This is a genomic window from Paraburkholderia sp. HP33-1, from assembly GCF_021390595.1.
In the GTDB taxonomy this organism is placed as follows: Bacteria; Pseudomonadota; Gammaproteobacteria; order Burkholderiales; family Burkholderiaceae; genus Paraburkholderia.
On sequence record NZ_JAJEJR010000002.1, the window covers coordinates 1453208 to 1474026 of the forward strand.

A 20819-nucleotide genomic window follows, 5' to 3' on the forward strand; every position below is an offset into this window, starting at 1 on the left:
CTCAGGCGCCGAGCAAGGCTTTCCCGACCATTCCCAACGAAACGCAGACAAGTACGCCGGCAAAGCCGATCTGTACATGTCGCGCGGACAGATGACGCGATGCGCCGCGCCCGACGACCATCCCGAGCGCTGTCGCGAGGCTGAACAGGATCGTTAGCGTCAGCGGTGGCAACACGCCGGCTCGTATCGCCGAGACGACGCCGCTGCTGCCGACGAGGGCGACGACCATCAGCGAAGTGGCAACGATGCCGTGCATCGACACATTCGTGAGCTTGCGCAACATCGGCACGATGACGAAGCCGCCGCCCACCCCGAGTAGCCCCGTCATCAAGCCTGTCAGTGCGCCCGTCCCCGCGAGCGCGGCGCCCGAGGTCCAGGTCCACGCGAGACGTCCCGTGCGTGGATCCATCCGGCCTACGCAATATGGTGACGTCGTTTGCTCCGATGTCTTCTGGCCCATCGCCTGAGTGAGCAGACGAAGTGCGACGAGCAGCATCACCCCAGCAAAAAGCGCAACCAGCAACCGTTGCGGCAACTTGTGAGCCAGCTGTGCGCCCAGGGCAGTCACGGGCGCGCCAGCAATCGTCATGAGCAGCGCCGCACGATAGCGCACGAGTCCGCTGCGGAAGGCCTCGATGGCGCCGATCGCCGCACTTCCGGCAACAGCGATCAGCGCGACGGGCGACGCCTGCTGCATCGGCCAGCCCATCCCCACGACGAGTGCGGGTACTGCAAGAATGCCGCCGCCGGCGCCCGTCAGGCCCAATACAGCGCCGACGAGAATTCCAAGTATCAGTGAAGTCAGCATGAGTTGTTCGATGGGAGGAATGAGCCGCGACGCCGGCTGCGACCGGCGCTACACGGCACTATCGGGATGCTTGCGCCGTGCTCAGCCGACTATTTCCGGCTTTGCCAACCATTCGCGGCCCTTGAGCATCGCGCGCCAATAGAGCGGCGGCAGCATCCGCTCCTTCAGCAGCCACGCCAGTCGTGACGGGCGTTTCCCATTGATGAGCCAGGACGGGAATGACGGTGCGACCTTGCCCCCATACAGAAACTCCGCGAGCACGATCTTGCCGCGCTCGACCGTGAGCGGGCATGAGCCATAGCCGTCGTAAGCGGCTTGCCCGCGCGTCCTTCCCATGCTCGCCAGCACGTTGTGCGCAACGACTGGGGCCTGCTTGCGCGCCGCCGCTGCCGTTTTCGCATTCGGCGCATTGATCACGTCGCCTAGCGCGAAGACGTCGGCGAAAGTCTTGTGGCGCAACGTCGTCTGATCGACGTCGACCCACCCAGCCTGATCGGCGAGCGGGCTCACTCGGATGAAGTCGGGCGCCTTTTGCGGCGGGACCACGTGGATCATGTCGAAGTCGCGGGTGACCGATTCGACCGTGCCGTCTTGCAGTACGCGTCGAAACGTGGCGAGCCTGGCGGGTCCATCGATCTCCGTGAGGTTGTAGCCGAAGTTCAGTCCAATGCTGTATCGCTCGACATACTCCATCAATGCCGGGACGTAGTCGGAGACGCCGAACAGGACGGCGCCCGCGTTGAACATCTGCACCTCGATGTCTTGCAGCCGGCCTGATCGCTGCCAGTGATCGGACGACAGATACATGGCCTTTTGCGGCGCGCCCGCGCACTTGATGGGCATCGGGGGCTGCGTGAAGATGGCGCGGCCGTGCTTCATCTCGCGTACCAGTTGCCACGTATAAGGCGCAAGATCGTAGCGATAGTTGGACGTCACGCCATTACGCCCGAGCGTTTCCGCAAGACCGGCAATCGCCCCCCAATCGAGCTTGAGCCCGGGGCACACGATCAGTTTCCGATATCGGACGACCCGGCATCCTTCAAGAATCACCGCGTGATTGTCGGGTTCGAACGCGGCGACGCCTGCTTTGATCCAGTGAACGATTCGCGGCAGCACGGACGCCATCGCGCGCGCCGTCGTTTCCGGCCTGAATACGCCCCCGCCCACCATCGTCCAGCCAGGCTGATAGTAGTGCGTGTCGGCGGGGTCGATTACCGCGATATCGAGCGTCGCGTCGCGCGCGAGAAGACTGGCGGCCGTGGCGAGGCCTGCGGCACCCGCGCCGACGATGACGATGTCGTGGCTCGCCGCCGCGACTCTCACCGGCGCCTTGCCGCCGTTGGCAATGCGCGAAGTGATCGCACCCAGTTCATAGCCGGCCGCCTGCGCGGCGCCAAGAATTTCCGGCAGTGGTTTCGACGCTGCCTCGGAAAGCCCCCACAGCGTTGCAGCACGCATCCCCGTGCGGCAATAGGCCAGCACGGGCTTTTCGAGCTTGCGCATGAGTTCGCCGAATTTCGCAGCGTCGTCGTCGCTGACCTTGCCCGTTTCGACTGGCAGATACCAGGCCGCTAAACCCTGCTCGCGAGCGGCCGCCTCGATTTCAAGGAAGGTCGGCTGGTCGGGGCCTTCACCGTCGGGGCGATTGCAGATGATGGCGCGATACCCCGCCGCGCGAATGGCGGCCAGATCCTTCACTGCAATTTGCGGCGATACGGACAGGTCGTCCGTCAGTCTTCTGAATTCCATGCATTTCTCCACGAATATTTGTTCATCCGACGTGACGACACTCAAAGAGCGTTCAGCGGAATCTTGAGGTACGAGATGCCGTTTTCCTCGGCCTGCGGCATCTGCCCGGCTCGCATGTTGACCTGCACCGACGGCAGGATCAGCTGAGGCATGCCGAGCTTCGCATCACGCGCCGTGCGCATCGCGACGAATGCCTCTTCGCTCGTTCCGTCACGAACATGGACGTTGCGCTCGCGCTGCTCGGCAACCGTGCTGACGAATTGCACTTCACGCCCGCCTGGCTGATAGTCGTGGCACATATAGAGCTTCGTATCGGCAGACAGGCTCAGCACCTTGTTGATCGAGCGAAACAGCGCCCGCGCATCGCCGCCTGGAAAGTCGCAGCGCGCGGTACCGTAGTCGGGCATGAACAACGTGTCGCCCACGAAAGCCGCCGTCTCGTGGCCGTCGCTCACCACATAGGTCATGCAGGCGGGCGTGTGGCCTGGCGTGTGCATCGCGCGCAGGCTCAATCCGCCGATTTCCAGCACGTCGCCGTCGGTGAGCAGACGGTCGAACTGCTTGCCGTCGCGCTTGAAATCGAGCCCGACGTTGAAGAGCTTGCCGAAGACTTCCTGCACGCGCATCACCTCCGCGCCAATGGCAATCTGACCGCCGACTTTTTCCTTCAGATAAGGCGCGGCCGACAGGTGATCGGCGTGCACGTGCGTCTCGAGCAGCCAGCGCACGTTCAGACCCAGTTCGTGAACGCGCGCAATCAGCTTGTCGGCGCATGCCGTGCGGGTGCGCCCGGACTTCTGATCGAAGTCCAGCACACTGTCGATCAAGGCACACTCGCCCGTGTCAGCGTCTCTTAGCAAATAGCTGATCGTGGACGTGTCCGGATCGAAAAAGCCCTCGATGATCATCGGGCTCGCAGTCGTCATCGCCATCTCCTTGCTCTATATCAATTTGTCGCGGGCTCTTATACAAGCTTCGTGCCACCCGCGGTTACGGCGGCTGGCGGCCCGCAAGTCAATTGATGCAAAAGGATATTTTTCGATCTTCGTTTGGCGTGACTGACAACGATACGTGCGGTTCAGGGCTGACACTGCCAGATCTGGCAGTGATGTGGCAGAATTGGCAGAGTTGGCAGAGGCTTTGCGGCCGGCTTTGGTGAACCATCTTTCGAAAGCTGCGGCATGAAATCGCACATCCCCATTATTGAAATGAACGCCTTGCCGACGGTCCCGGCTGACGAGCGGGCGCCGGACATTGGCGCGCTCATCTCATACCTCGAGCACGAACCTCAGCCTATGATCGTGCTCGATCCGCAATACCGGATTCTTGCGGCCAACACCGCGTACCAGCGCCAGTTCGGCGTTACCGGTGAACCATACATCGGCCACAAGTGCTATCAGATCTCACATCACTACGACGTGCCCTGTGACCAGGCCGGAGAGCACTGTCCGATGAAGCGCGCTCTGGAGCAGCGCGGCCCGGATCGCGTGCTTCACATTCACTACACACCGCGCGGCCCCGAGCATGTTGATGTCGAACTGCGGCCAATATTCGGTGCGCAGCATGCCGTCATTGCATACGTCGAGCGCCTCGTGACAGTTCGCAGTGCGTCGGCCAAACCGAGCGAAGAAGGGCTGGTCGGACGGTCGGCCGCTTTCAATCACGCGATCTCGGCGCTGCATCGCGTCGCGCCGTCGAAGTTGCCGGTGCTGCTGCTGGGCGAATCCGGGACGGGCAAGGAACTCTTCGCCACCGCACTACACGAGGCGAGCCCGCGCGCGCAGAGTCCCTTTGTCGTCGTCGATTGCTCCGGCATCACGGAGTCGTTGTTCGAGAGCGAGTTCTTCGGCTACGAGAAAGGCGCGTTTACGGGTGCCATGACGAGAAAGCCCGGGCTTCTGGAGACGGCGCAGGGCGGTACGCTGTTCCTGGATGAAATCGGTGACGTGCCGTTATCGATGCAGGTGAAGCTCTTACGCCTCATCGAGACGGGCACGTTTCGCCGGGTAGGCGGCACTGAGACATTGCACGCCGACTTTCGTCTGGTTGCGGCAACGCATAAGCCTTTGCTCGAAATGACGCGTGATGGGCGATTCCGGGAGGACCTGTATTACCGGATCAGTGCGTTCCCGATCTCTCTGCCGCCATTGCGCGAGCGGCGTGACGACATCGCGCTTCTCGTCGACTCGATTCTCCAGCGCATCGGCAACGCGGGTGCTGCGGGCGCCCGCGCGTCAGGCCACAAGTTCAGGGCCAGTCCCGATACCCTTGCGAGACTGGAAGCTTATGCATGGCCGGGCAATATTCGTGAAATGCGCAACGTGCTCGAGCGCGCATGTCTTCTTTCCGATGACGCTGTGATCCGCCCCGAGCATTTGCCGGAATACATACGGGACGCCGCTACGGAACGTGCAGGCATTGTCGGGCGGTCCTCGCCGGCGCGCTCTTCGCCTTCCCTGTCCGATGAAGAACTGATGGACTTCGTGAAAGCGTTCCCCGGCACGCGTAAAGCACTCGCGTCACATCTTGGGTGGAGCGAGCGGACGCTCTATCGCCGGCTGAAGGCGCTCGGCTTAAGCTAGTTCGGCCGCTTTTGAGCGTGACCGTGAGATGTATGTGCGCTAAAGCACCCTTGAGAAGGGGTAGCGAGAATACGCTGAGGGTCCAAAGCCGGAGGTCGTCGCGAATAACGGAGAACGAAATGTCACACTTGCCATGGCTTTCGCAATATCCGGCCGGAGTTGCGGCGGACATCGACCTCGCGGATTACCCCTCGATGGCGGCCCTCCTGGAGCGGGCCGTCGCCCGCTTCGGCAACCAGATCGCCTTTCACCAGTTCGGAGTGGATCTCACCTACCGCCAACTGGATGAGAACTCCACCCGCCTCGCCGCCTATTTCCAGAAAAACCTTGGGCTGAACCCCGGTGACCGCATCGCGCTGATGTTGCCGAACTCCCTGCAACACCCGATCGCGCTGTTTGCCGCACTCCGGGCCGGGCTGACCGTGGTCAACGTCAACCCACTCTACACCGCGCCGGAACTGGCGAATCTGATCAAGGATTCCGGCGCGCGTGCGATCGTGGTCATGGAGATTTCCGCGGCCACCGTCGAGAAGGCGCTCGCCCACGTCCCCATTGAGCACGTTATCGTCGCGCGCGTGGCGGAGATGCAGAACTTCCCGAAATCGATCCTTGTCGACTACGTCGTTCGGAAAAAGAAAAAACTTGTACCGGACTGGACGATCGCCAAAGCGATCGCTTTCAGAACCGCGATGACCGCACGTCCGGCGACGGACTTCACCAAGCCGCCACTGAACCGCGAGACCAGAGCGTTCCTGCAATACACCGGCGGCACTACCGGCGAACCCAAAGCGGCCGTGTTGACGCATGGCAACGTACTCGCGGATGTGTTGATGTTTGCGGACTGGATCAAGCCGGCGTTGGGGGCGAGCGGCGAAATCACGCTCATCGCGCTGCCCCTGTACCACGTGGCAGGCCTCGTGTGCCAATGCCTCGTCTTTCTCCATTTGGGCGCTCGCTGCGTTCTGGTGATGAACCCTCGCGACATTCCCGCCCTCGTGAAGGATTTTGCAACGCACCGGCCAACCGTGGTTGGCGGCCTTAACACGCTATTTACAGCGCTGATGAACAACGAGGACTTCGGCGCACTCGATTTCTCGGCATTGCACTGCACCTTCGCGGGCGGTACCGCGACCCAGCCGGCGGTTGCCGAGCGCTGGCAGAAACTCACTGGTAGACCGGTGCTGGAAGTCTACGGGCTGTCGGAAGCCGCCGGCGCGGTGACGGCCAATCCCGTGACGCTCACTGCCTTTGAAGGGACGATCGGCGTGCCGCTGCCTTCCATGCGTATTGAAATCCGCGATGAAAGCGGCGCGACCGTACGCAACGGCATGCCGGGCGAAATCTGCGTCGCGGGGCCCGTCGTCATGCAAGGCTACTTCAACCGGCCGGAGGAAACCGCGCATGTGATCGGTACGGACGGATTTTTCGCGACCGGCGATGTTGGGATCATGGATGACCGCGGCGTGATCAGGATTGTTGACCGCAAGAAGGACATGATTCTGGTCTCCGGTTTCAACGTCTACCCGAATGAGGTCGAGGGCGTGCTGTTCCGGCATCCTGGGATTCTGGAGATCGCGGTGGTTGGCGTGGCGGATTCACAATCCGGCGAGACGCCCGTCGCCTTCGTGGTGAAAAAGGAACCGGAGCTGACCGAGGCGGACGTGATCGAGTTTGCGCGGACGAGCCTCGCCGCTTACAAAGTGCCGAAGCGGGTGGTCTTCGTGAACGATCTGCCGAAAACGCCGGTCGGCAAAGTGCTGCGGCGACAATTGCGGGACCGGCTGGCAAATCGAATCTGACACCGTGCACCCACGTGGGATGGCCGAAATGATGCTGTATGGAACGGTTGGATCCGCACTTCTCTGGACGTAAGTATCCGGAAGGAAAGGAATGCGGTTAGCGCCGAAGTTCTGAAATAGCTTCAAGCGCAACAATTCGCGAGCTGGGTGTGGTTCGCAATTCGAGTAAGTTTCAGTTTTGGAACAGCCCCCCAGTCTTTGCCGTCGTTCGACTCTGCCAATACTCACTACGTGTATGGAGCAAACAAATTGAAAACGACTTCCTTTCTGGCTTTCGCCATTGTCGCCTTCGGCTCGGCTTTTTGCCTGCCGTGTGCGGCACAAGAGCCGGGAACCGTCAAGCCTCAAATACTTCTTCAACAAATTGTCGAAGGCATGCCGAGGGGGGAAAAACAGGAACTTCGCGTTTTGACAGCGACTTTCAAACCTGGCGATAAAACCGTTTTTCACACGCACAGGTTTCCGGTGACTGTCTATGTGCTGGAGGGTGCCTTCACTTTGGAGATGGAAGACAGGCCCCCCGTCACCGTTGCTCAAGGTCAGGCAATGGTGGAACCGCCGCACGTGAAGATGACCGGCTATAACCGCAGCGATAGCGATTCCCTCCGTGTCGTTGTCTTTTACACCAGCGACCCGGACACGCCTTTTCTCGATCCATTGCATTGATGTCCTGCGATCAGGCGTACTACGAGCCCCTCATCGGCACGCGGCAGCGCGTCGCCTGCGGCACCTTCGAGACGGCTGACTTCCAACGCCAGAGCCGAGACTTCGCTGCTGCGGTTCAAGCCGCAGGCAAGCCGGTACAAATCATTGAAACACCCAACTACGCTCATTTCGAAATGGTTGAATCGCTGTGCAATCCGTATGGCCCGAACGGCCGATCAGCGCGTAATCTCGGATACCTAAACATTCCCGCAGAGATGTTTGCTGGATAACACATAATCCGCGCACCTTGATATGGCGTCGCCAGGTATTGCCGGTCGGAACTGAAAGAAATGTCGGCGAAGCGACTCGCTGCGAGAGATGAAAAATACCGATGGAGACCGGAATGCACAAGACCGCACTCTCTTCATGCTGCCTTGCGGCGGCGATCACGATAGGGTTTTCTCCTGATGCTGCGCTGGCCGATAGCGGTCCGGTGAAAATTGGCTTTATTACGGACTTCTCCGGCCTTTATTCCGAAGGCGACGGACAAGGCGGCCTCGAAGCCATCCGTATGGCGATCGCCGATTTTGGCGGCAAGGTGAATGGACAGCCAATCGAAGTGGTCTATGCAGACCACCAGAACAAGGCGGACATTGCAGCGTCGCGTGCCCGTGAATGGATCGACACCGACGGCGTCGATGTGATCATCGGTGGGACGAACTCAGCGACCGCGCTCTCGACCAACCAGGTTACTGCAGATAAAAGAATCCCCTACATCAACGTAGGCGCAGGTGTGGATACGCTGACCAACGAGCAATGCACACCATACACCGTCCACTACGCGTATGACACGGTGGCGCTCGCGAAGGGCACGGGAGCGGCCGTGACGAAGCAAGGTGGCAAGACGTGGTACTTCCTCACAGCTGACTATGCGTTCGGCAAGTCACTGGAAACGACGACATCGGAGGTTGTCAGGGCGAATGGCGGCCAGGTGCTCGGTGCCGTCCGGCATCCGCTATCGGCGGCTGATTTCGCATCTTTCCTGTTGCAGGCCGCAGACTCAAAAGCGCAGGTGCTAGGCCTTGCCGACGCCGGAGGAGATGCGGTCAACGCGATCAAGGCCGCAAGGGAATTTGGCGTCACGAAGACTATGAAGATCACGGCGCTGCTGCTCTTCATCGGCGACGTTAAGAACCTCGGTCTGGAGACCGCGCAGGGCCTAGTATTGACCGATAGCTGGTACTGGAACAAGGATGCGGCAACGCGCGAATGGTCGCAACGCTTCTTCGACAAGATGAAGAGGATGCCATCGAGCCTTCAGGCCGCTGACTATTCCGCGGCGTCGACTTATCTCAAGGCAGTGAGCGCGGCTGGTTCGACCGATAGTGACAAAGTCATGTCGCAGTTGCGCAGGATGCATATCGACGACTTCTACGCAAAGGGTTATATCCGTCAGGACGGCAGCATGATCCACGATATGCTCCTGATGCAGGTGAAAACGCCAGCTGAATCGAAGGAACCGTGGGACTACTACAAGATCATTGCGACCATTCCTGGCGAAAAGGCGTTCGACACCAAAGCTGAAACGCGCTGTCCCTTGTGGAAGTAGCAGGAACGTAGATCATCGTATCCGCCTCCTAGGTCGCGACGGCCATGCAGCAGTCGTCGCAAGCGAGTGGCACGATCGCTGCCCGACGCAACGTGTGCCGCAGCGAAGGCCGACAAACGCTTTGAAGCACCGCCGCTGCTGCGTTCGTTTGAAGTCAGGGAGCCTGAAATGCCATTCTTCACGATAGCGGGAAAGCCGCTGCACTATCAGATGCGAGGTACCGGATATCCGGTCCTGCTGGGCCACAGCTATTTGTGGGATTCGTCAATGTGGGCGCCGCAGATAGAGGCGTTGTCCATCTCATACCAAGTCATAGCACCGGATCTTTGGGGGCACGGACAGTCCGGGCCGGTCCCTGAAAATGCCCACACGTTAGGTGACCTTGCCGCCCACGCGAGCGGCCTCCTCGATGCCCTCGACATCGAGCAATGCGCGCTCGTCGGTCTGTCGGTCGGCGGAATGTGGGGCGCCGAACTCGCCCTGCGCGAACCCGGTCGTATCAGCGGCCTCGTCATGATGGACACATACCTGGGAACCGAACCCGACTCGACGCGTATGCGATATTTCCAGATGCTCGATACCATCGAGACGCTCGGTAGAATCCCGCCCCCGATTCTCGACGCCATCGTGCCTTTATTTTTCAGGCCCGGTGCCGCGTTGGACGGCGAAGTGCCCACAGCCTTTCGAAACAGATTGAGCGCGTTTTCCGCCTCCCAACTACGGGAGTCGATCGTGCCGCTGGGGCGGCTGATTTTTAGCCGGCCCGATACCGTTCCCGGCCTCGTGGGGCTGGATGCGACCCGCACGCTCCTGATGTGCGGCGCTCTAGACTCTACCCGCTCACCAGCAGAGATGATCAGGATGGCTGACGTGATCGGCTGTCGACACGTGCTGGTTCCCGAGGCGGGCCATATTTCAAACCTCGAAAATCCGGCCTTTGTGACGGACACGTTGCTCAAATGGCTCAGACACCATGCCGGGAAGGAAAATCACTGAGGCATCTTATCGGGGCTCGTCGACAGTCTGGAGGACGGGTGTGTCTGGTTCGACGTCGGCGTCTTCTGACGGAACCAAGGCCCGGAAGCCCTGCCTCGTCCGCGTCGGCGCGATTTTTTTGAACCAGCTTCGGACCTTCAGATCTGCTGGTTCCGGGCAGGTGGCGATCGTCCAGGTTCAGTACATGGGGCCGGGCGGTATCGATTTCATCAATGCCGCTGACGATCCGCGCATGAAGTAACGAGGCCACAGCGCAAATGGCCACGTCGCTATCCACCGTCGTCGGGTTATTCGCGGGCCGATCCCGTCTCGACGGTGCCCTGATCAGCCTGTATCTTGGCCCGAGCCGTGGACGCTTCAAGAAAAGCCGCTACCGAGTGCATCTCCTCTTCCGTCAGCTTGACGCAGATCGTACTCATCACGTCGCCGCGAGGCCTCTCTCCTGTGTGTTGAAAGATCACCAACTGCTTCACTATGTAGTCCGCATGCTGGCCCGCCAGGCGCGGAAACTCGCCTGCGCCTTCACCGTGTGCGCCATGACAGGCGCTGCACGCTGGCACACCTTTGTCTGGCAAGCCGGATACGAAAATCGTCCTGCCGTTTTCAACGAGCAGAGGATTGCCGGACCCGCCCGCAGGTGGCGGACGGCTTGAAAAGTACGCGGCAAGCTGTTCGATCTGCGCATCGCTTAGATGTGTAAAGCCCCACATATATCTTTTCGCATTTGGGTCGGACCGGCGATGGGCCCTGAAGTCCATCAACTGATTGACCAGATACTCTCTTTGCTGACCTGCGAGCTTGGGAAACGTAGGAGACACAGAAACGCCGTTCACACCGTGACAGTTCGAGCACACCTGCAACGCGATCGTCTTGCCGGTAATGGCAGGATCGTCGATCCGCCTGGAATGCTCCATGTCGTGACAGCCGGCGTCACCGAGCAACGTGGCGAGCAGGATCCATCGCGACATCGCTGTCATTTTGCGAGGCTTCAGACAGCATTCCCGGCATTTACCCGGGCGAAGATATGGCATGGTTTTCACAAATCCCCCTGAATGGCTAGCGACGGGAAGACGTCATGAACGATGCTGCTTCATGTTCGAAAGGACGCGCGGCAAGAGACATCACCAGTACGCCGCCCAGAGATAAACAAAGAGCGTGTCGTTGTCGCTTGCATTGCGTCCGAGCCCGTCGTAATTCGTGCGCGCACCAAGATATTTCGTGAAGTGCGTGTATTGCAGACCGACCCGGATGTTCTGCACAGGAATCCAGAATATTTCGGGTGTCCAGCCTTGCGTCGCCGGAGAGAAGTTCGCACTCCCAGGATAAGCGACGCTGTCGGGGCTGCCGGTCACGTTGAAGAAAGAAAGGCTGATGCCGTATTTGTCCTGGTAGACGTATGAGAGCTTCAGCCTCAGCGATCCGAGGCTGGCCGACTTGCTGTCGCCATACACGAGGTTCTGCGGGTCGCTGATGTTCTCGCGGATATAGCGGGCCTGCGCGGTGATGGTGTTCGGTTCGAGCAGGTACTGATACTGCGCATCGAAGCCGATATCGCGGTAGCGGGTGACGCCCTGTGTGAAGATCGGCAATGCGTTGGCGTCGTTGGGGTAGACGTTGACATTGATGCCGAAGGTCCCCAGCATGACGCTGTTTGGTCCCCAGTCGTGAGTCAGGGCCAGTCGCCAGTAAGGGTTATGACCACGCAGATAGGTCTGAGGGTGGGCGAGGTCGCCGGCCTTGCTCCCCTTGCTCATGAACGACCAGATGCCGTCGGCCGTACTGTAGAACGACAACTCGGCATAAATCGTCCGGTTCCAGTATGCATAGGCCCCGGCGCCGACAACCTGCTGTGCCAGGGCGCCTTCCAGGATCGGCTGGAATTGCGGCGCGCCCACCGTGCTCGTTGACGAGGAAACGTATGGATAGCTCCATGCCGGCGCGCTGTTCCAGACATCCTGCACGGTCGGATTGTTGTGCAGCGTCGCGCCGAGAATCAGGTCGTGTGCGTCCCCTATGATTCTGTCCACATAGCGGAAGTCCATGTTGTCAGACCCCCAGTGGCCGATCCACTTGCCGTCGCTGCCCTGATGATCGTAATTCGAGTAGGTGAACTGCGTGAACGCACCAATCCTGTCGGTGATCTTGCCGGCCAGGAAGATGCTGGCAGCGTCGAAAATCGGTAATCCGTCTTTGGGGGAAATGATGTTGCCGCTGGCGTCATGGTTGACTCTTGTCTTTGTCAAGTCGGCCGTCGCCATCACGGCAATCGGAATGGTTCGTTCGCCAAGCGTGTAGCCGTTCAGCTTGAACATTCGCCCATAGGGAGTCAGTTCGGGAAACTGTCCACCTGCATGGCAGGCGACGCAGCTTTGTCCGGTTTGACGGGCGAATATCGGGAGCGCCCCAGCAGAGGAGGCGTGAAGCAGACAGATAACCTCAATCGTCAGAATCCAGGCGCGTCGAAGCAGGCGACGGATGGCGACGATATGTGTCATGTCATCATCTCCTCCGGCCCGCTTCGCACTTGGGGGTTCTTCAGGCACGCAGGTACCCACCCCACTGCGATAAGCGGGACGACAAAAGACGACGCTTCGCGCACGGCATCACCGGCGTCGCCTGGCAAATGTGTGGAAATACACAGACGTACGCGGCGCCGGAAAGAGATCCGGCACGCGCACCTGTTCACCTGATGTCCAAAACGAAGGAGCTCGCCGACTTATTCCACTGACAGTACGTCGTCGGTTCGCGGAGTGGGTACGATCCGCAACGAGCGTTTCGCGAGCAGCCTTCAGGTGCAAATTGAAAGTGCCTACGCCGTCGCTGCGTCGTTGTTTCGCGCTGCTAATCAGGTAGCGGGTGCGATTTCAGTATCTGCCTTGTCGTGCCGAATGGCACTGCTCGCGCTGAGAAGACTGTCCATGATGTTCTCTTCGCATGCGAATGCGGTTGACCTGCGTTCAGGCGAGTTCGCCGTGGTGATCGAGCGCGCGATCGCGAAAGCATGCACCGTACAACGCCGCACCACGCCGCGGGTCAGATTAGGGACCAGGCCCCATCAGGCATAACCCCAAAAATCGCAATTCACCCTTGCGAACAAGGCATTTAATTCTCAGCGAGCGCTTTCCTAAACTCTTTATCTCCTGCTAAGGACTCGATCCCGCGCTGTCGGCGCACTGCATGTCGTCAATACTGCTCACGTGCACCACTGCAAACGGATCGTTTGCATCAATATTCCATTTCAATCAAGGAGAAAAGGGTCATGAACAAGGCAACGAGCACATTAATCGCGGCCGTCGCCGCACTCATGCTGTCGGGCGGCGCTTATGCACAGAGCAACAACACGCTGGCAACCCCGAGCGTGACGTCGCCGGCCCAAACAACGAGCGGCTACGGCACGCCTGGCGCCACCAACACGGATAGCGGCAAGGGGGCCTGGCAGCCGAACTCGGGCCAACCGAATAGCACGAACAATAGCGCGACGACCAACGCTCCCGCTTTCGGGGTCAACAACTCGCTGGCGAGACCGAGCGTAACGTCGCCGGCAGCCGGCCAATGACAATTGCTGAAAATGACAACCAGGCGCCAATAAGCGCAACTGCAACAAGAGTAATGTGACGCCGGTGCGTGCCGGGTCGAAAGGCGGTCCAGGTGTTCGAGATTTACTCAACCTGGAACCTTGTTCACCCGGCGTTGAACTTCGCGTGGTGCAGGCGACTACCCGCTACTGCCGCTGCAAGTCCCACCGGCCGTTGCCTATCCTGCAGACCGTGGGAGTCCAACTCTGCGATTGACCTCTCGCAACTGCAACCAGCGTGATCTTGCGGCAGGTTTGATCGCCGTCCTTAACGGTGTCGTGCGGCGTTACGGTGCCATCGATCCGCACAGGATTGCGTGTGCCGTCATTGTTCCAGTCGAGTGATTCGCCATCCTCTTTAGTATCGAGTGCGACACGCGCGGCGTCGTTCAACACCTGCAGGTCGCGCTGCCTCATCAGACTGATCGGTGTATTTCTAAGGAAGCCGAGGTTTAACGCGAACGCCGTTCCAGATTCGGCAAGAAAAACGATACCGGCGATCAAAAACATAGAGGCGCGCGTGTGAATGTGCAGCGGCATAAGCACTCTCCGATGGGCGAACGTTACGATCTGCACGCGCTCCCCTCACTCAGGACGACGCATGCAACAAGCGTTGATGAATGACATGTGCTTGCCCAAAAGGCTATCACGGCGGAGCGGTCCTGGCGATTGCGTCAGCTTCGCACCAAAGCGCGTCCATTCAGCAACCGGGAAGCCCTACTGTGCCTGCGACGGAACAGGTCATCCACACCCTGCGCATGGTCGGACGGCGTATCGACCAGCACCACGGCATCTCCCCGATCGATCCAGTGGTGCGCCGAGCGGATCAGGAAATTGCCCTTGAGCGTCGTCGCACCCGTGGCGTCCAGATGCAGGTCGCCCGGCGTGCCCCCGAACAGGACGACGCCCCACGCCGGGCTCGACGAAGGCGACTCGACAAAAATGCTTTGCGTGACTCCGTCGCGCGTCGCAAACGTCACGAGGTCACCGTGGTCGAGCGGATTGGCATGGGTATGGGCGACTAGCATGAGAACAGCCGATGCGCAGCATAGACGTTTCACACAGGATTCACCGGATCATTGCGCAAGTCCGCGCCCTCATGCTGCGAAGTCGCAAGCCCTCTCAATGCGGGTATGAGTCGAATCACGAGCTTTTCCATCTCCACCACGAGGAAAAACAGGAATCCGCCGCACACGAGCCACACCCACGCCGACATGGGTAGAGCCTCGGTGTCGAAGATGGCATGGAACGGCGGCGTATAGGTGAACAGAAGCTGCAACACCACGACACCGGCTATGCCGTACCAGAGATAGCGATTGCCCTGATGGGCGCGCACGGACAGCGACGAATCGATGAGATGCCGGATATTGAGGAGATAGAACACCTGACCCAGCGTGATGGCGTTCACGGCAGCCGTGCGCGCCATCTCGTCCGACGCCCCCTGCCCCTTCATCCAGAAGAAGGTCGACAGCGTATAGAGCACGAGCGCCGCGCCCACGAAGAGGATGCGCCAGATACCAAAGCGCGTGACGATCGGCCGGTCGATCGCACGCGGCGAGCGGCGCATGACGTCTGCCTCGTGTGGCTCGAACGAAATGGTCAGGCCCAGCGCGACTGAAGTAATCATGTTGACCCACAGAATCTGCGGCGCCGTGATCGGCAGCGTGAAGGCGAACAGGATCGCCACCGCGATCACCGCGCCCTGGGCGACATTGGTCGGCAGCAGGAACAGCATCGCCTTCTCGATGTTGTTGTAGACCGTGCGCCCCTCCTTCACCGCCGCGGAGATCGAAGCAAAATTGTCGTCGACGAGGATCATACCCGCCGCCTCCTTCGTCACTTCGGTGCCCTTGATGCCCATCGCCACACCGATGTCCGCCTTCTTGAGCGCGGGCGCGTCGTTGACGCCGTCGCCCGTCATCGCGACGATCTGCCGGTTCGCCTGGATCGCCTTGACGAGCCGCAGCTTGTGCTCGGGGCTGGCGCGCGCGAAGACGTCGACGCCGCGCACGCACTCCTGCAGCGCTGCATCGTTCATCGCTTCGATCTCGGTGCCGGACACGGCCGTCTTGCCATCGCCGATGCCCAGCATTCTTGCGATTGCCGCCGCCGTGATCTTGTGGTCACCCGTGATCATCGTGACGCGAATGCCTCCGCCGTGGCATTCACGCACGGCGTCGATGGCCTCTTTGCGAGGTGGGTCCATGAGGCCCACGAGGCCGAGAAGCACGAGGGTACGCGGCAGGTCCTGCGGCCCCAAACCGCCCGTACGGAGCCCCGGGTCCGACAGCCATGCCAGCCCGAGCACGCGCTCGCCTTGAGCGGCGAGCCGGTCCCCCTCCCTCGCGAAATGGTCGCGATCGAGCGGCGCGGGACCTTGCGCCGTCTGCTGCCGGTCGCAATGCTCGAGAATCACTTCGGGTGCGCCCTTCACCAACAGCATCTCGCCGTCCGCCGAGCGGTTCAGCGTCGCCATGAACTTGTGCTCGGACTCGAAGGGAATCGCGTCGATCCTCGGTGCGGCGGCCGTCTCGGCGGCACGGTCCATGCCCAGCTTGGCGGCGAACGGATAGAGCGCGCCCTCGGTCGGGTCACCCTCCACTTTCCATTTTCCGTCTGCCTCGAAGAGCTCGGCGTCGTTGCACAACAGTGACACGCGGCCCATCAGCTTGAGCACCTCCGGCGCGGCGCCGATCGGCTTGCCATCGGCCCTGACCTCTCCCTCGAGAGCGTAGCCATCGCCGCTCACGGCATAGGCCGCCTCCGCCGTCACGACGGAGGTCACCATCATCTCCATCAGAGTCAGCGTACCCGTCTTGTCCGAGCAGATGCGCGAGACGGCGCCTAGCGTCTCGACCGCCGGCAGGCGGCGAATAATGGCGTTGCGCTGGGCCATGCGCTGCACGCCGATGGCGAGCGTGATGGTGATGAGCGCCGGCAGGCCTTCCGGGATGACCGATACCGCAATCCCGACAATGGCCTGGAACAGCTGGACGAAGGTCATGTGTCCGAGCCAGTGGCCCCAGGAGAAGAGCAGTACGCTGACACAGGCGATCACCGTGGTGATGACGTAGCCGAACTTCTTGATCTGGCGCAGCAGCGGCGTCTCGAGCGCGCTGACCTCGGCGAGCATCTGGTTGATCCGGCCGAGTTCCGTCTGGCTCCCGGTCGCCACGACGACGCCGGTGGCCCGGCCGGACAGGACCATCGTGCCGCAGAACGCCATGTTCTCGCGGTCGCCGACCGTGGCTTTGGCCGGTACCGGCGCGATGCTCTTCTCGGCCGGGACCGATTCGCCCGTGAGAGCCGCTTCCTCCGTGCGCAAATTCCTGGCGTCGACGAGACGCATGTCCGCCGGGATTTTGTCGCCCGATTCCAGTAGCACGATATCGCCCGGAACGAGCTCCTCGGCGGGGATCAGACGAACCGCTCCGCCACGCAGAACGCGCGCCTCGGCCGACAGCATGTTGCGAATCGAGTCGAGCGCCTTCTCGGCCCTTCCTTCCTGCAGAAAACCGAGCAGCGAGTTGAGGATGACGACGGCCAGAATGACCGAGCCGTCGAGCCAAAGGCCCAGCATGAACTTGGTGAACCCGGCCGCGAGCAGGACATAGATGAGAATGTTGTGAAGCTGCGCGAGGAATCGTGCGACCGGCCCCTTCTTCTTGCCCTGGGGCAAGCGGTTCGGGCCATAGGTGGTGAGCCGCGTGCTTGCATCCGCTGCATCGAGGCCCTGCGCGGGATCCACGTTGAACTGCTGCTCGATTTCGCCGGCCGGTAGCGCATGCCACGGCGCCGTACTCTCAACTGAGCTCATCCTCGTCTCTCCCGGTTCCGGTGATTTCGGGTCAGGGGCCGCTCTCAATGGTCGGGATCGCCCGCCGGTTGATCGCGTCTCGTCGCATCTACAGCTTCAGCGTCGAGTTCCTTCCTCGCTGCGGCGAGATCCTTCATCTGCTCTTGTGTGGGTTTTGGATATTCGAGGTCGAGCTTCTCGACGGCCTCGACGATTGCGGCCGCGACGATGAGGCGCGTGAAAGGTTTGTTGTCGGCGGGCACGACGAACCACGGAGCGGCTTCGGAGGCCGTCGCGCGGATGACCTCTTCATAGGCGTGCATGTAGTCGTTCCAGTATCGACGCTCGCGAATGTCGGCTGCGGAAAACTTCCAGTGCTTGTCGGGATTGTGAAGGCGCTCCATGAAGCGTTTCTTCTGCTCCGCGAACGACAGGTTCAGATAGAACTTGAGGATGACTACGCCCTGGCGTGTGAGATAGTCCTCGAACCGTGCAATGTCGGCGAGCCGCTCGTCCCATATGTTCTTGCTGACCCGTGCCGGCGGAATCTTCTGCGCACGGAGCAGATGCTGATGCACGCGCACCACCAGCACCTCCTCGTAGTACGAGCGGTTGAAGATGCCGATGTGCCCGCGCTCGGGGACTTTCGTGCAATAGCGCCAAAGGAAATCGTGGGAGAGATCCTCGTCCGACGGCTGCTTGAACGAGACGACATCGCACCCCTGCGGATTGACGCGCGACATGACGTGCTTGATCGTCCCATCCTTGCCCGCGGCGTCCATGGCCTGAAACACCAGCAGCACGGACCAGGAATCCTGCGCGTAGAGGATCTCCTGCTCCATCGCGAGCCATTTCGAACCGCGCTGGAGAAGTTTTTGCGCCTCCTCCTTATCCATTTTGAGTCCCAGCGTCTCGCCGGGATCGAAATTCTTCAGGGAGAAATCGTTGCCCATCGTGACGCGGAACGGATCGGTGTAGACCCGCAGCGCGTCGAGTATTTCTTTGCGAACCATCGCCCTTTCTCCGCGACATCTGCAATCAGTTGCACGATTCGGGGATTGCTCTGCGGGCCGCCGAAGCTCGGGGCCGCAGAGCCCGGACGAGCAGCAGCGCAACCGCAGTTGGCCTGCTCATACCTTTCCTGATGATAGGTCACGCATGATGCACCGCTGCACATATTTGGTGGCACGCGCCCGGTGCTACACGCCCATATATTGAAAGATGCGTGGCTATGACGGCAGGGAATCCAGAAAGACGTAGAGCGCCTGAATCCTTCCATCGCGAACGATGATGACATCCACGCCCGTATAGTCGGGCGCCTCGTCACGCGGACCGGAGCCCCATGCCAGGCGACCCGCATTGTGGAGAGCCTGGGCTTTACCGTGCGGCCTGTACGCGAAATGCGGGTGCGTCGCTCGCAGATCTCCCGCGAATCTGTCGAGAGCGTCGCGCCCGGACAGTGCACCCTGAGGCGAGTAGAGCACACAATCTTCGGTATACAGCTCCTTGATCGCTGCTCGACGACGCTCTGCGTCACCTTCGCCAAAGACCTCCTGAAGGTTGCGATAGAGCAGTTCATGAATACGGTCGTTCATTTTGATTCTCCATGGTTGATTGATTACGTCAAATCTGGGCTTGTCCGCCGTCGACGAAAGTCTCGGTAGCTGCGATGAAGCTCGAATCGGAAGATGCGGGAAAGAGAGCTGCGCGCCCTCCGAAGCAAAGCGCTTAGCGGTCGCGAGACAAATTTAGGGCAGCGTGCTAGTTTTCTAAATGGAAATGATTGAAAACCATCGTTGCAGGTTTGCCGATGTCAAAACTGCCGGACTTTGAAGGATTCGCGATGTTCGCGAAGGTCGCCGAAGAAGGTTCGTTCGCTGCCGCGGCGGCGACGATGGGCGTCTCCGTTGCCACGGTTTCCCGGGCCGTCACCCGTCTGGAAGAGCGGCTGGGCGGGAGGCTCTTTAACCGTACCTCGCGGCGCCTTGCACTGACGGACTACGGTCATACGCTCTTCGAGCGAGCGGCAACGATCTACGCGGACGCCGAGGAGGCCGAGGATTTCGCTCGCGAGACTTCGAGCCGGCCGCGCGGACTGGTCAAGCTCGCGGTACCCCTGTCCTTTGGTGCTCGTTGGGTCGCCCCGCTGCTGCCTGAGTTCTTCCGCACCTATCCGGAGATCTCCGTGGATCTTCATCTCACGGATGCCCATGCCGATCTGATCGGGGAAGGCTTCGACGCCGCACTCCGTATCGCCATCATGGAAGACTCGTCGCTCGCGGCACGCCTCATTGCACCCGTGCGCCGGTTTGTCGTGGCCTCTCCCGCTTATCTGTCCCGCTACGGTAGACCGCAGCATCCGCACGATCTGGGCGCTCACCAGTGTCTGACCTACGTCAACCGGAGCAAGCGCGATGTTTGGCGCTTTACCCACCCAAGTGGCGAGGAATGCCTGATCACACCAAGCGGGGCATTGCGGGTCACCAGCGTGGAAGCGCTGCTGCCCATGCTGCTCGCGGGGCTCGCCGTCACGGAGCTTCCCGAGTTCGTCGCCACACAGTATTTCGCGGACCGGCAGCTCGAACCGATCCTGACTGACTGGCGACTGCCCGAAGGTGGTCTGTATTTCGTGACCCCCACTGCCCGCGCACGGCCGGCAAAGGTCAGCGCGTTGGCCGATTTCTTCGTCTCGAGACTTGCCGAAGCTCCATGGAGCGCAGGGACGGTGATGGGTTGGAAATCACCTGGCCATCGCATCTCATGAACTGGCTGGCCAATACCGTTCTTGTGCTACACGCGCTGGTCGTCCTGTTCATCGTCGGCGGACTGCTCGTGATCTGGGCCGGTGCATGGTTGAAACGCGGCTGGATACGCAACCGTGTGTTCCGGCTCACGCATCTCGGTGCGATAGGCGTCGTCGCGCTTCTCGCTATCGTCGACATACCGTGTCCGCTGACGGTCCTGGAGGACTGGCTACGTACGGGGCAGGCAGGGCAGCAAGGCTTCGTCCAGCGCTGGGTAAGCTACTGGCTGTACTACGACTTGCCCGGCTGGGTGTTCGCCACAGCCTATGCGGCGTTCCTGCTGATCGTGGCACTCACGTGGTTTCGTATCCCGCCGCGTTCACGCCGCTGAGCGTGCCCTCTATTCCAGCTCGGTGGTGAATTCGATGGTGCGTGGCTATCTGCTGGTCGCAGCGCCGGCGGCCGGGACGAGCCGCGTGGACTGATGGGGATGCGGCGGCCCAGCACCGGGCCGCCG

Annotated in this window: 21 protein-coding genes; 11 read left to right on the top strand and 10 right to left on the bottom strand. The window is 60.8% G+C overall.

All coding sequences use genetic code 11. From position 1 onward, the window contains the following. Position 1: 1 nt before the first annotated feature. The 3 genes from L0U81_RS22565 to L0U81_RS22575 all read right to left on the bottom strand — a co-directional run bounded on the left by L0U81_RS22565 (position 2) and on the right by L0U81_RS22575 (position 3483). Positions 2–808 (bottom strand): sulfite exporter TauE/SafE family protein, encoded by an 807-nt coding sequence (locus tag L0U81_RS22565; protein ID WP_233805718.1) that lies wholly within the window; start codon positions 806–808, stop codon positions 2–4. An 81-nt stretch (positions 809–889) separates the two neighbouring features. Further along, positions 890–2557, bottom strand: a complete 1668-nt coding sequence (locus tag L0U81_RS22570; RefSeq protein ID WP_233805719.1) for a bifunctional protein tyrosine phosphatase family protein/NAD(P)/FAD-dependent oxidoreductase — start codon at positions 2555–2557, stop codon at positions 890–892. A gap of 41 nt (positions 2558–2598) precedes the next feature. Beyond that, complete coding sequence (locus L0U81_RS22575) at positions 2599–3483, bottom strand: MBL fold metallo-hydrolase (protein ID WP_233805720.1); 885 nt, start codon at positions 3481–3483, stop codon at positions 2599–2601. Between the two features lie 282 nt (positions 3484–3765). Between L0U81_RS22575 and L0U81_RS22580 the strand changes: the two genes are divergently transcribed. The 7 genes from L0U81_RS22580 to L0U81_RS22610 all read left to right on the top strand — a co-directional run bounded on the left by L0U81_RS22580 (position 3766) and on the right by L0U81_RS22610 (position 10429). Further along, positions 3766–5139 carry a sigma-54 interaction domain-containing protein gene (locus L0U81_RS22580; RefSeq protein ID WP_233807901.1) on the top strand — a complete coding sequence of 458 codons (1374 nt, stop codon included), beginning with the start codon at positions 3766–3768 and terminating at the stop codon, positions 5137–5139. A 119-nt stretch (positions 5140–5258) separates the two neighbouring features. After that, positions 5259–6938: an AMP-binding protein gene (locus L0U81_RS22585; RefSeq protein ID WP_233805721.1), complete on the top strand. Its 1680-nt coding sequence runs from the start codon at positions 5259–5261 to the stop codon at positions 6936–6938. A 249-nt stretch (positions 6939–7187) separates the two neighbouring features. Further along, a complete protein-coding gene (locus L0U81_RS22590; protein ID WP_233805722.1) occupies positions 7188–7604 on the top strand; it encodes a cupin domain-containing protein in 417 nt (138 codons plus the stop codon). Next, a complete protein-coding gene (locus tag L0U81_RS22595) occupies positions 7604–7873 on the top strand; it encodes a hypothetical protein (RefSeq protein WP_233805723.1) in 270 nt (89 codons plus the stop codon). The genes L0U81_RS22590 and L0U81_RS22595 overlap by 1 nt, the downstream gene beginning before the upstream one ends. 113 nt (positions 7874–7986) lie before the next feature. Further along, on the top strand, positions 7987–9192 hold the full coding sequence (locus L0U81_RS22600) for an ABC transporter substrate-binding protein (RefSeq protein WP_233805724.1): 1206 nt from the start codon (positions 7987–7989) through the stop codon (positions 9190–9192). Between the two features lie 168 nt (positions 9193–9360). After that, positions 9361–10188, top strand: a complete 828-nt coding sequence (locus L0U81_RS22605; protein ID WP_233807902.1) for an alpha/beta fold hydrolase — start codon at positions 9361–9363, stop codon at positions 10186–10188. Between the two features lie 40 nt (positions 10189–10228). After that, positions 10229–10429: a hypothetical protein gene (locus L0U81_RS22610; protein WP_233805725.1), complete on the top strand. Its 201-nt coding sequence runs from the start codon at positions 10229–10231 to the stop codon at positions 10427–10429. Positions 10430–10475: 46 nt separating this feature from the next. On the opposite strand, the gene L0U81_RS22615 is transcribed toward L0U81_RS22610, so the two are convergent. Then, positions 10476–11165, bottom strand: a complete 690-nt coding sequence (locus tag L0U81_RS22615) for a c-type cytochrome (RefSeq protein ID WP_233805726.1) — start codon at positions 11163–11165, stop codon at positions 10476–10478. 144 nt (positions 11166–11309) lie between these two features. Beyond that, positions 11310–12683 carry a cytochrome C gene (locus L0U81_RS22620; RefSeq protein ID WP_233805727.1) on the bottom strand — a complete coding sequence of 458 codons (1374 nt, stop codon included), beginning with the start codon at positions 12681–12683 and terminating at the stop codon, positions 11310–11312. 255 nt (positions 12684–12938) lie between these two features. Here L0U81_RS22620 and L0U81_RS22625 point away from each other — a divergent pair, with 255 nt between their 5' ends. Both L0U81_RS22625 and L0U81_RS22630 read left to right on the top strand, forming a co-directional pair. Continuing rightward, complete coding sequence (locus L0U81_RS22625; protein ID WP_233805728.1) at positions 12939–13253, top strand: IclR family transcriptional regulator C-terminal domain-containing protein; 315 nt, start codon at positions 12939–12941, stop codon at positions 13251–13253. A 194-nt stretch (positions 13254–13447) separates the two neighbouring features. Next, on the top strand, positions 13448–13744 hold the full coding sequence (locus L0U81_RS22630) for a hypothetical protein (RefSeq protein ID WP_233805729.1): 297 nt from the start codon (positions 13448–13450) through the stop codon (positions 13742–13744). Between the two features lie 165 nt (positions 13745–13909). On the opposite strand, the gene L0U81_RS22635 is transcribed toward L0U81_RS22630, so the two are convergent. The 5 genes from L0U81_RS22635 to L0U81_RS22655 form a co-directional block, all read right to left on the bottom strand. Beyond that, positions 13910–14302: a hypothetical protein gene (locus L0U81_RS22635; RefSeq protein ID WP_233805730.1), complete on the bottom strand. Its 393-nt coding sequence runs from the start codon at positions 14300–14302 to the stop codon at positions 13910–13912. 134 nt (positions 14303–14436) lie between these two features. After that, a complete protein-coding gene (locus L0U81_RS22640) occupies positions 14437–14790 on the bottom strand; it encodes a hypothetical protein (RefSeq protein WP_233805731.1) in 354 nt (117 codons plus the stop codon). Positions 14791–14819: 29 nt separating this feature from the next. Beyond that, positions 14820–17579 (bottom strand): HAD-IC family P-type ATPase, encoded by a 2760-nt coding sequence (locus L0U81_RS22645; RefSeq protein WP_233805732.1) that lies wholly within the window; start codon positions 17577–17579, stop codon positions 14820–14822. A 44-nt stretch (positions 17580–17623) separates the two neighbouring features. After that, positions 17624–18571, bottom strand: a complete 948-nt coding sequence (locus L0U81_RS22650) for a polyphosphate kinase 2 family protein (protein ID WP_326489863.1) — start codon at positions 18569–18571, stop codon at positions 17624–17626. A gap of 216 nt (positions 18572–18787) precedes the next feature. Next, positions 18788–19153 carry a nuclear transport factor 2 family protein gene (locus L0U81_RS22655; RefSeq protein WP_233805734.1) on the bottom strand — a complete coding sequence of 122 codons (366 nt, stop codon included), beginning with the start codon at positions 19151–19153 and terminating at the stop codon, positions 18788–18790. 215 nt (positions 19154–19368) lie between these two features. Here L0U81_RS22655 and L0U81_RS22660 point away from each other — a divergent pair, with 215 nt between their 5' ends. Together L0U81_RS22660 and L0U81_RS22665 are read left to right on the top strand one after the other, a co-directional pair. Then, entirely contained in the window at positions 19369–20322 is a 954-nt protein-coding gene (locus L0U81_RS22660; protein ID WP_233807903.1) for a LysR family transcriptional regulator, read from the top strand. Then, a complete protein-coding gene (locus L0U81_RS22665; protein WP_233805735.1) occupies positions 20319–20693 on the top strand; it encodes a DUF2784 domain-containing protein in 375 nt (124 codons plus the stop codon). The genes L0U81_RS22660 and L0U81_RS22665 overlap by 4 nt, the downstream gene beginning before the upstream one ends. Positions 20694–20819: the final 126 nt, after the last annotated feature.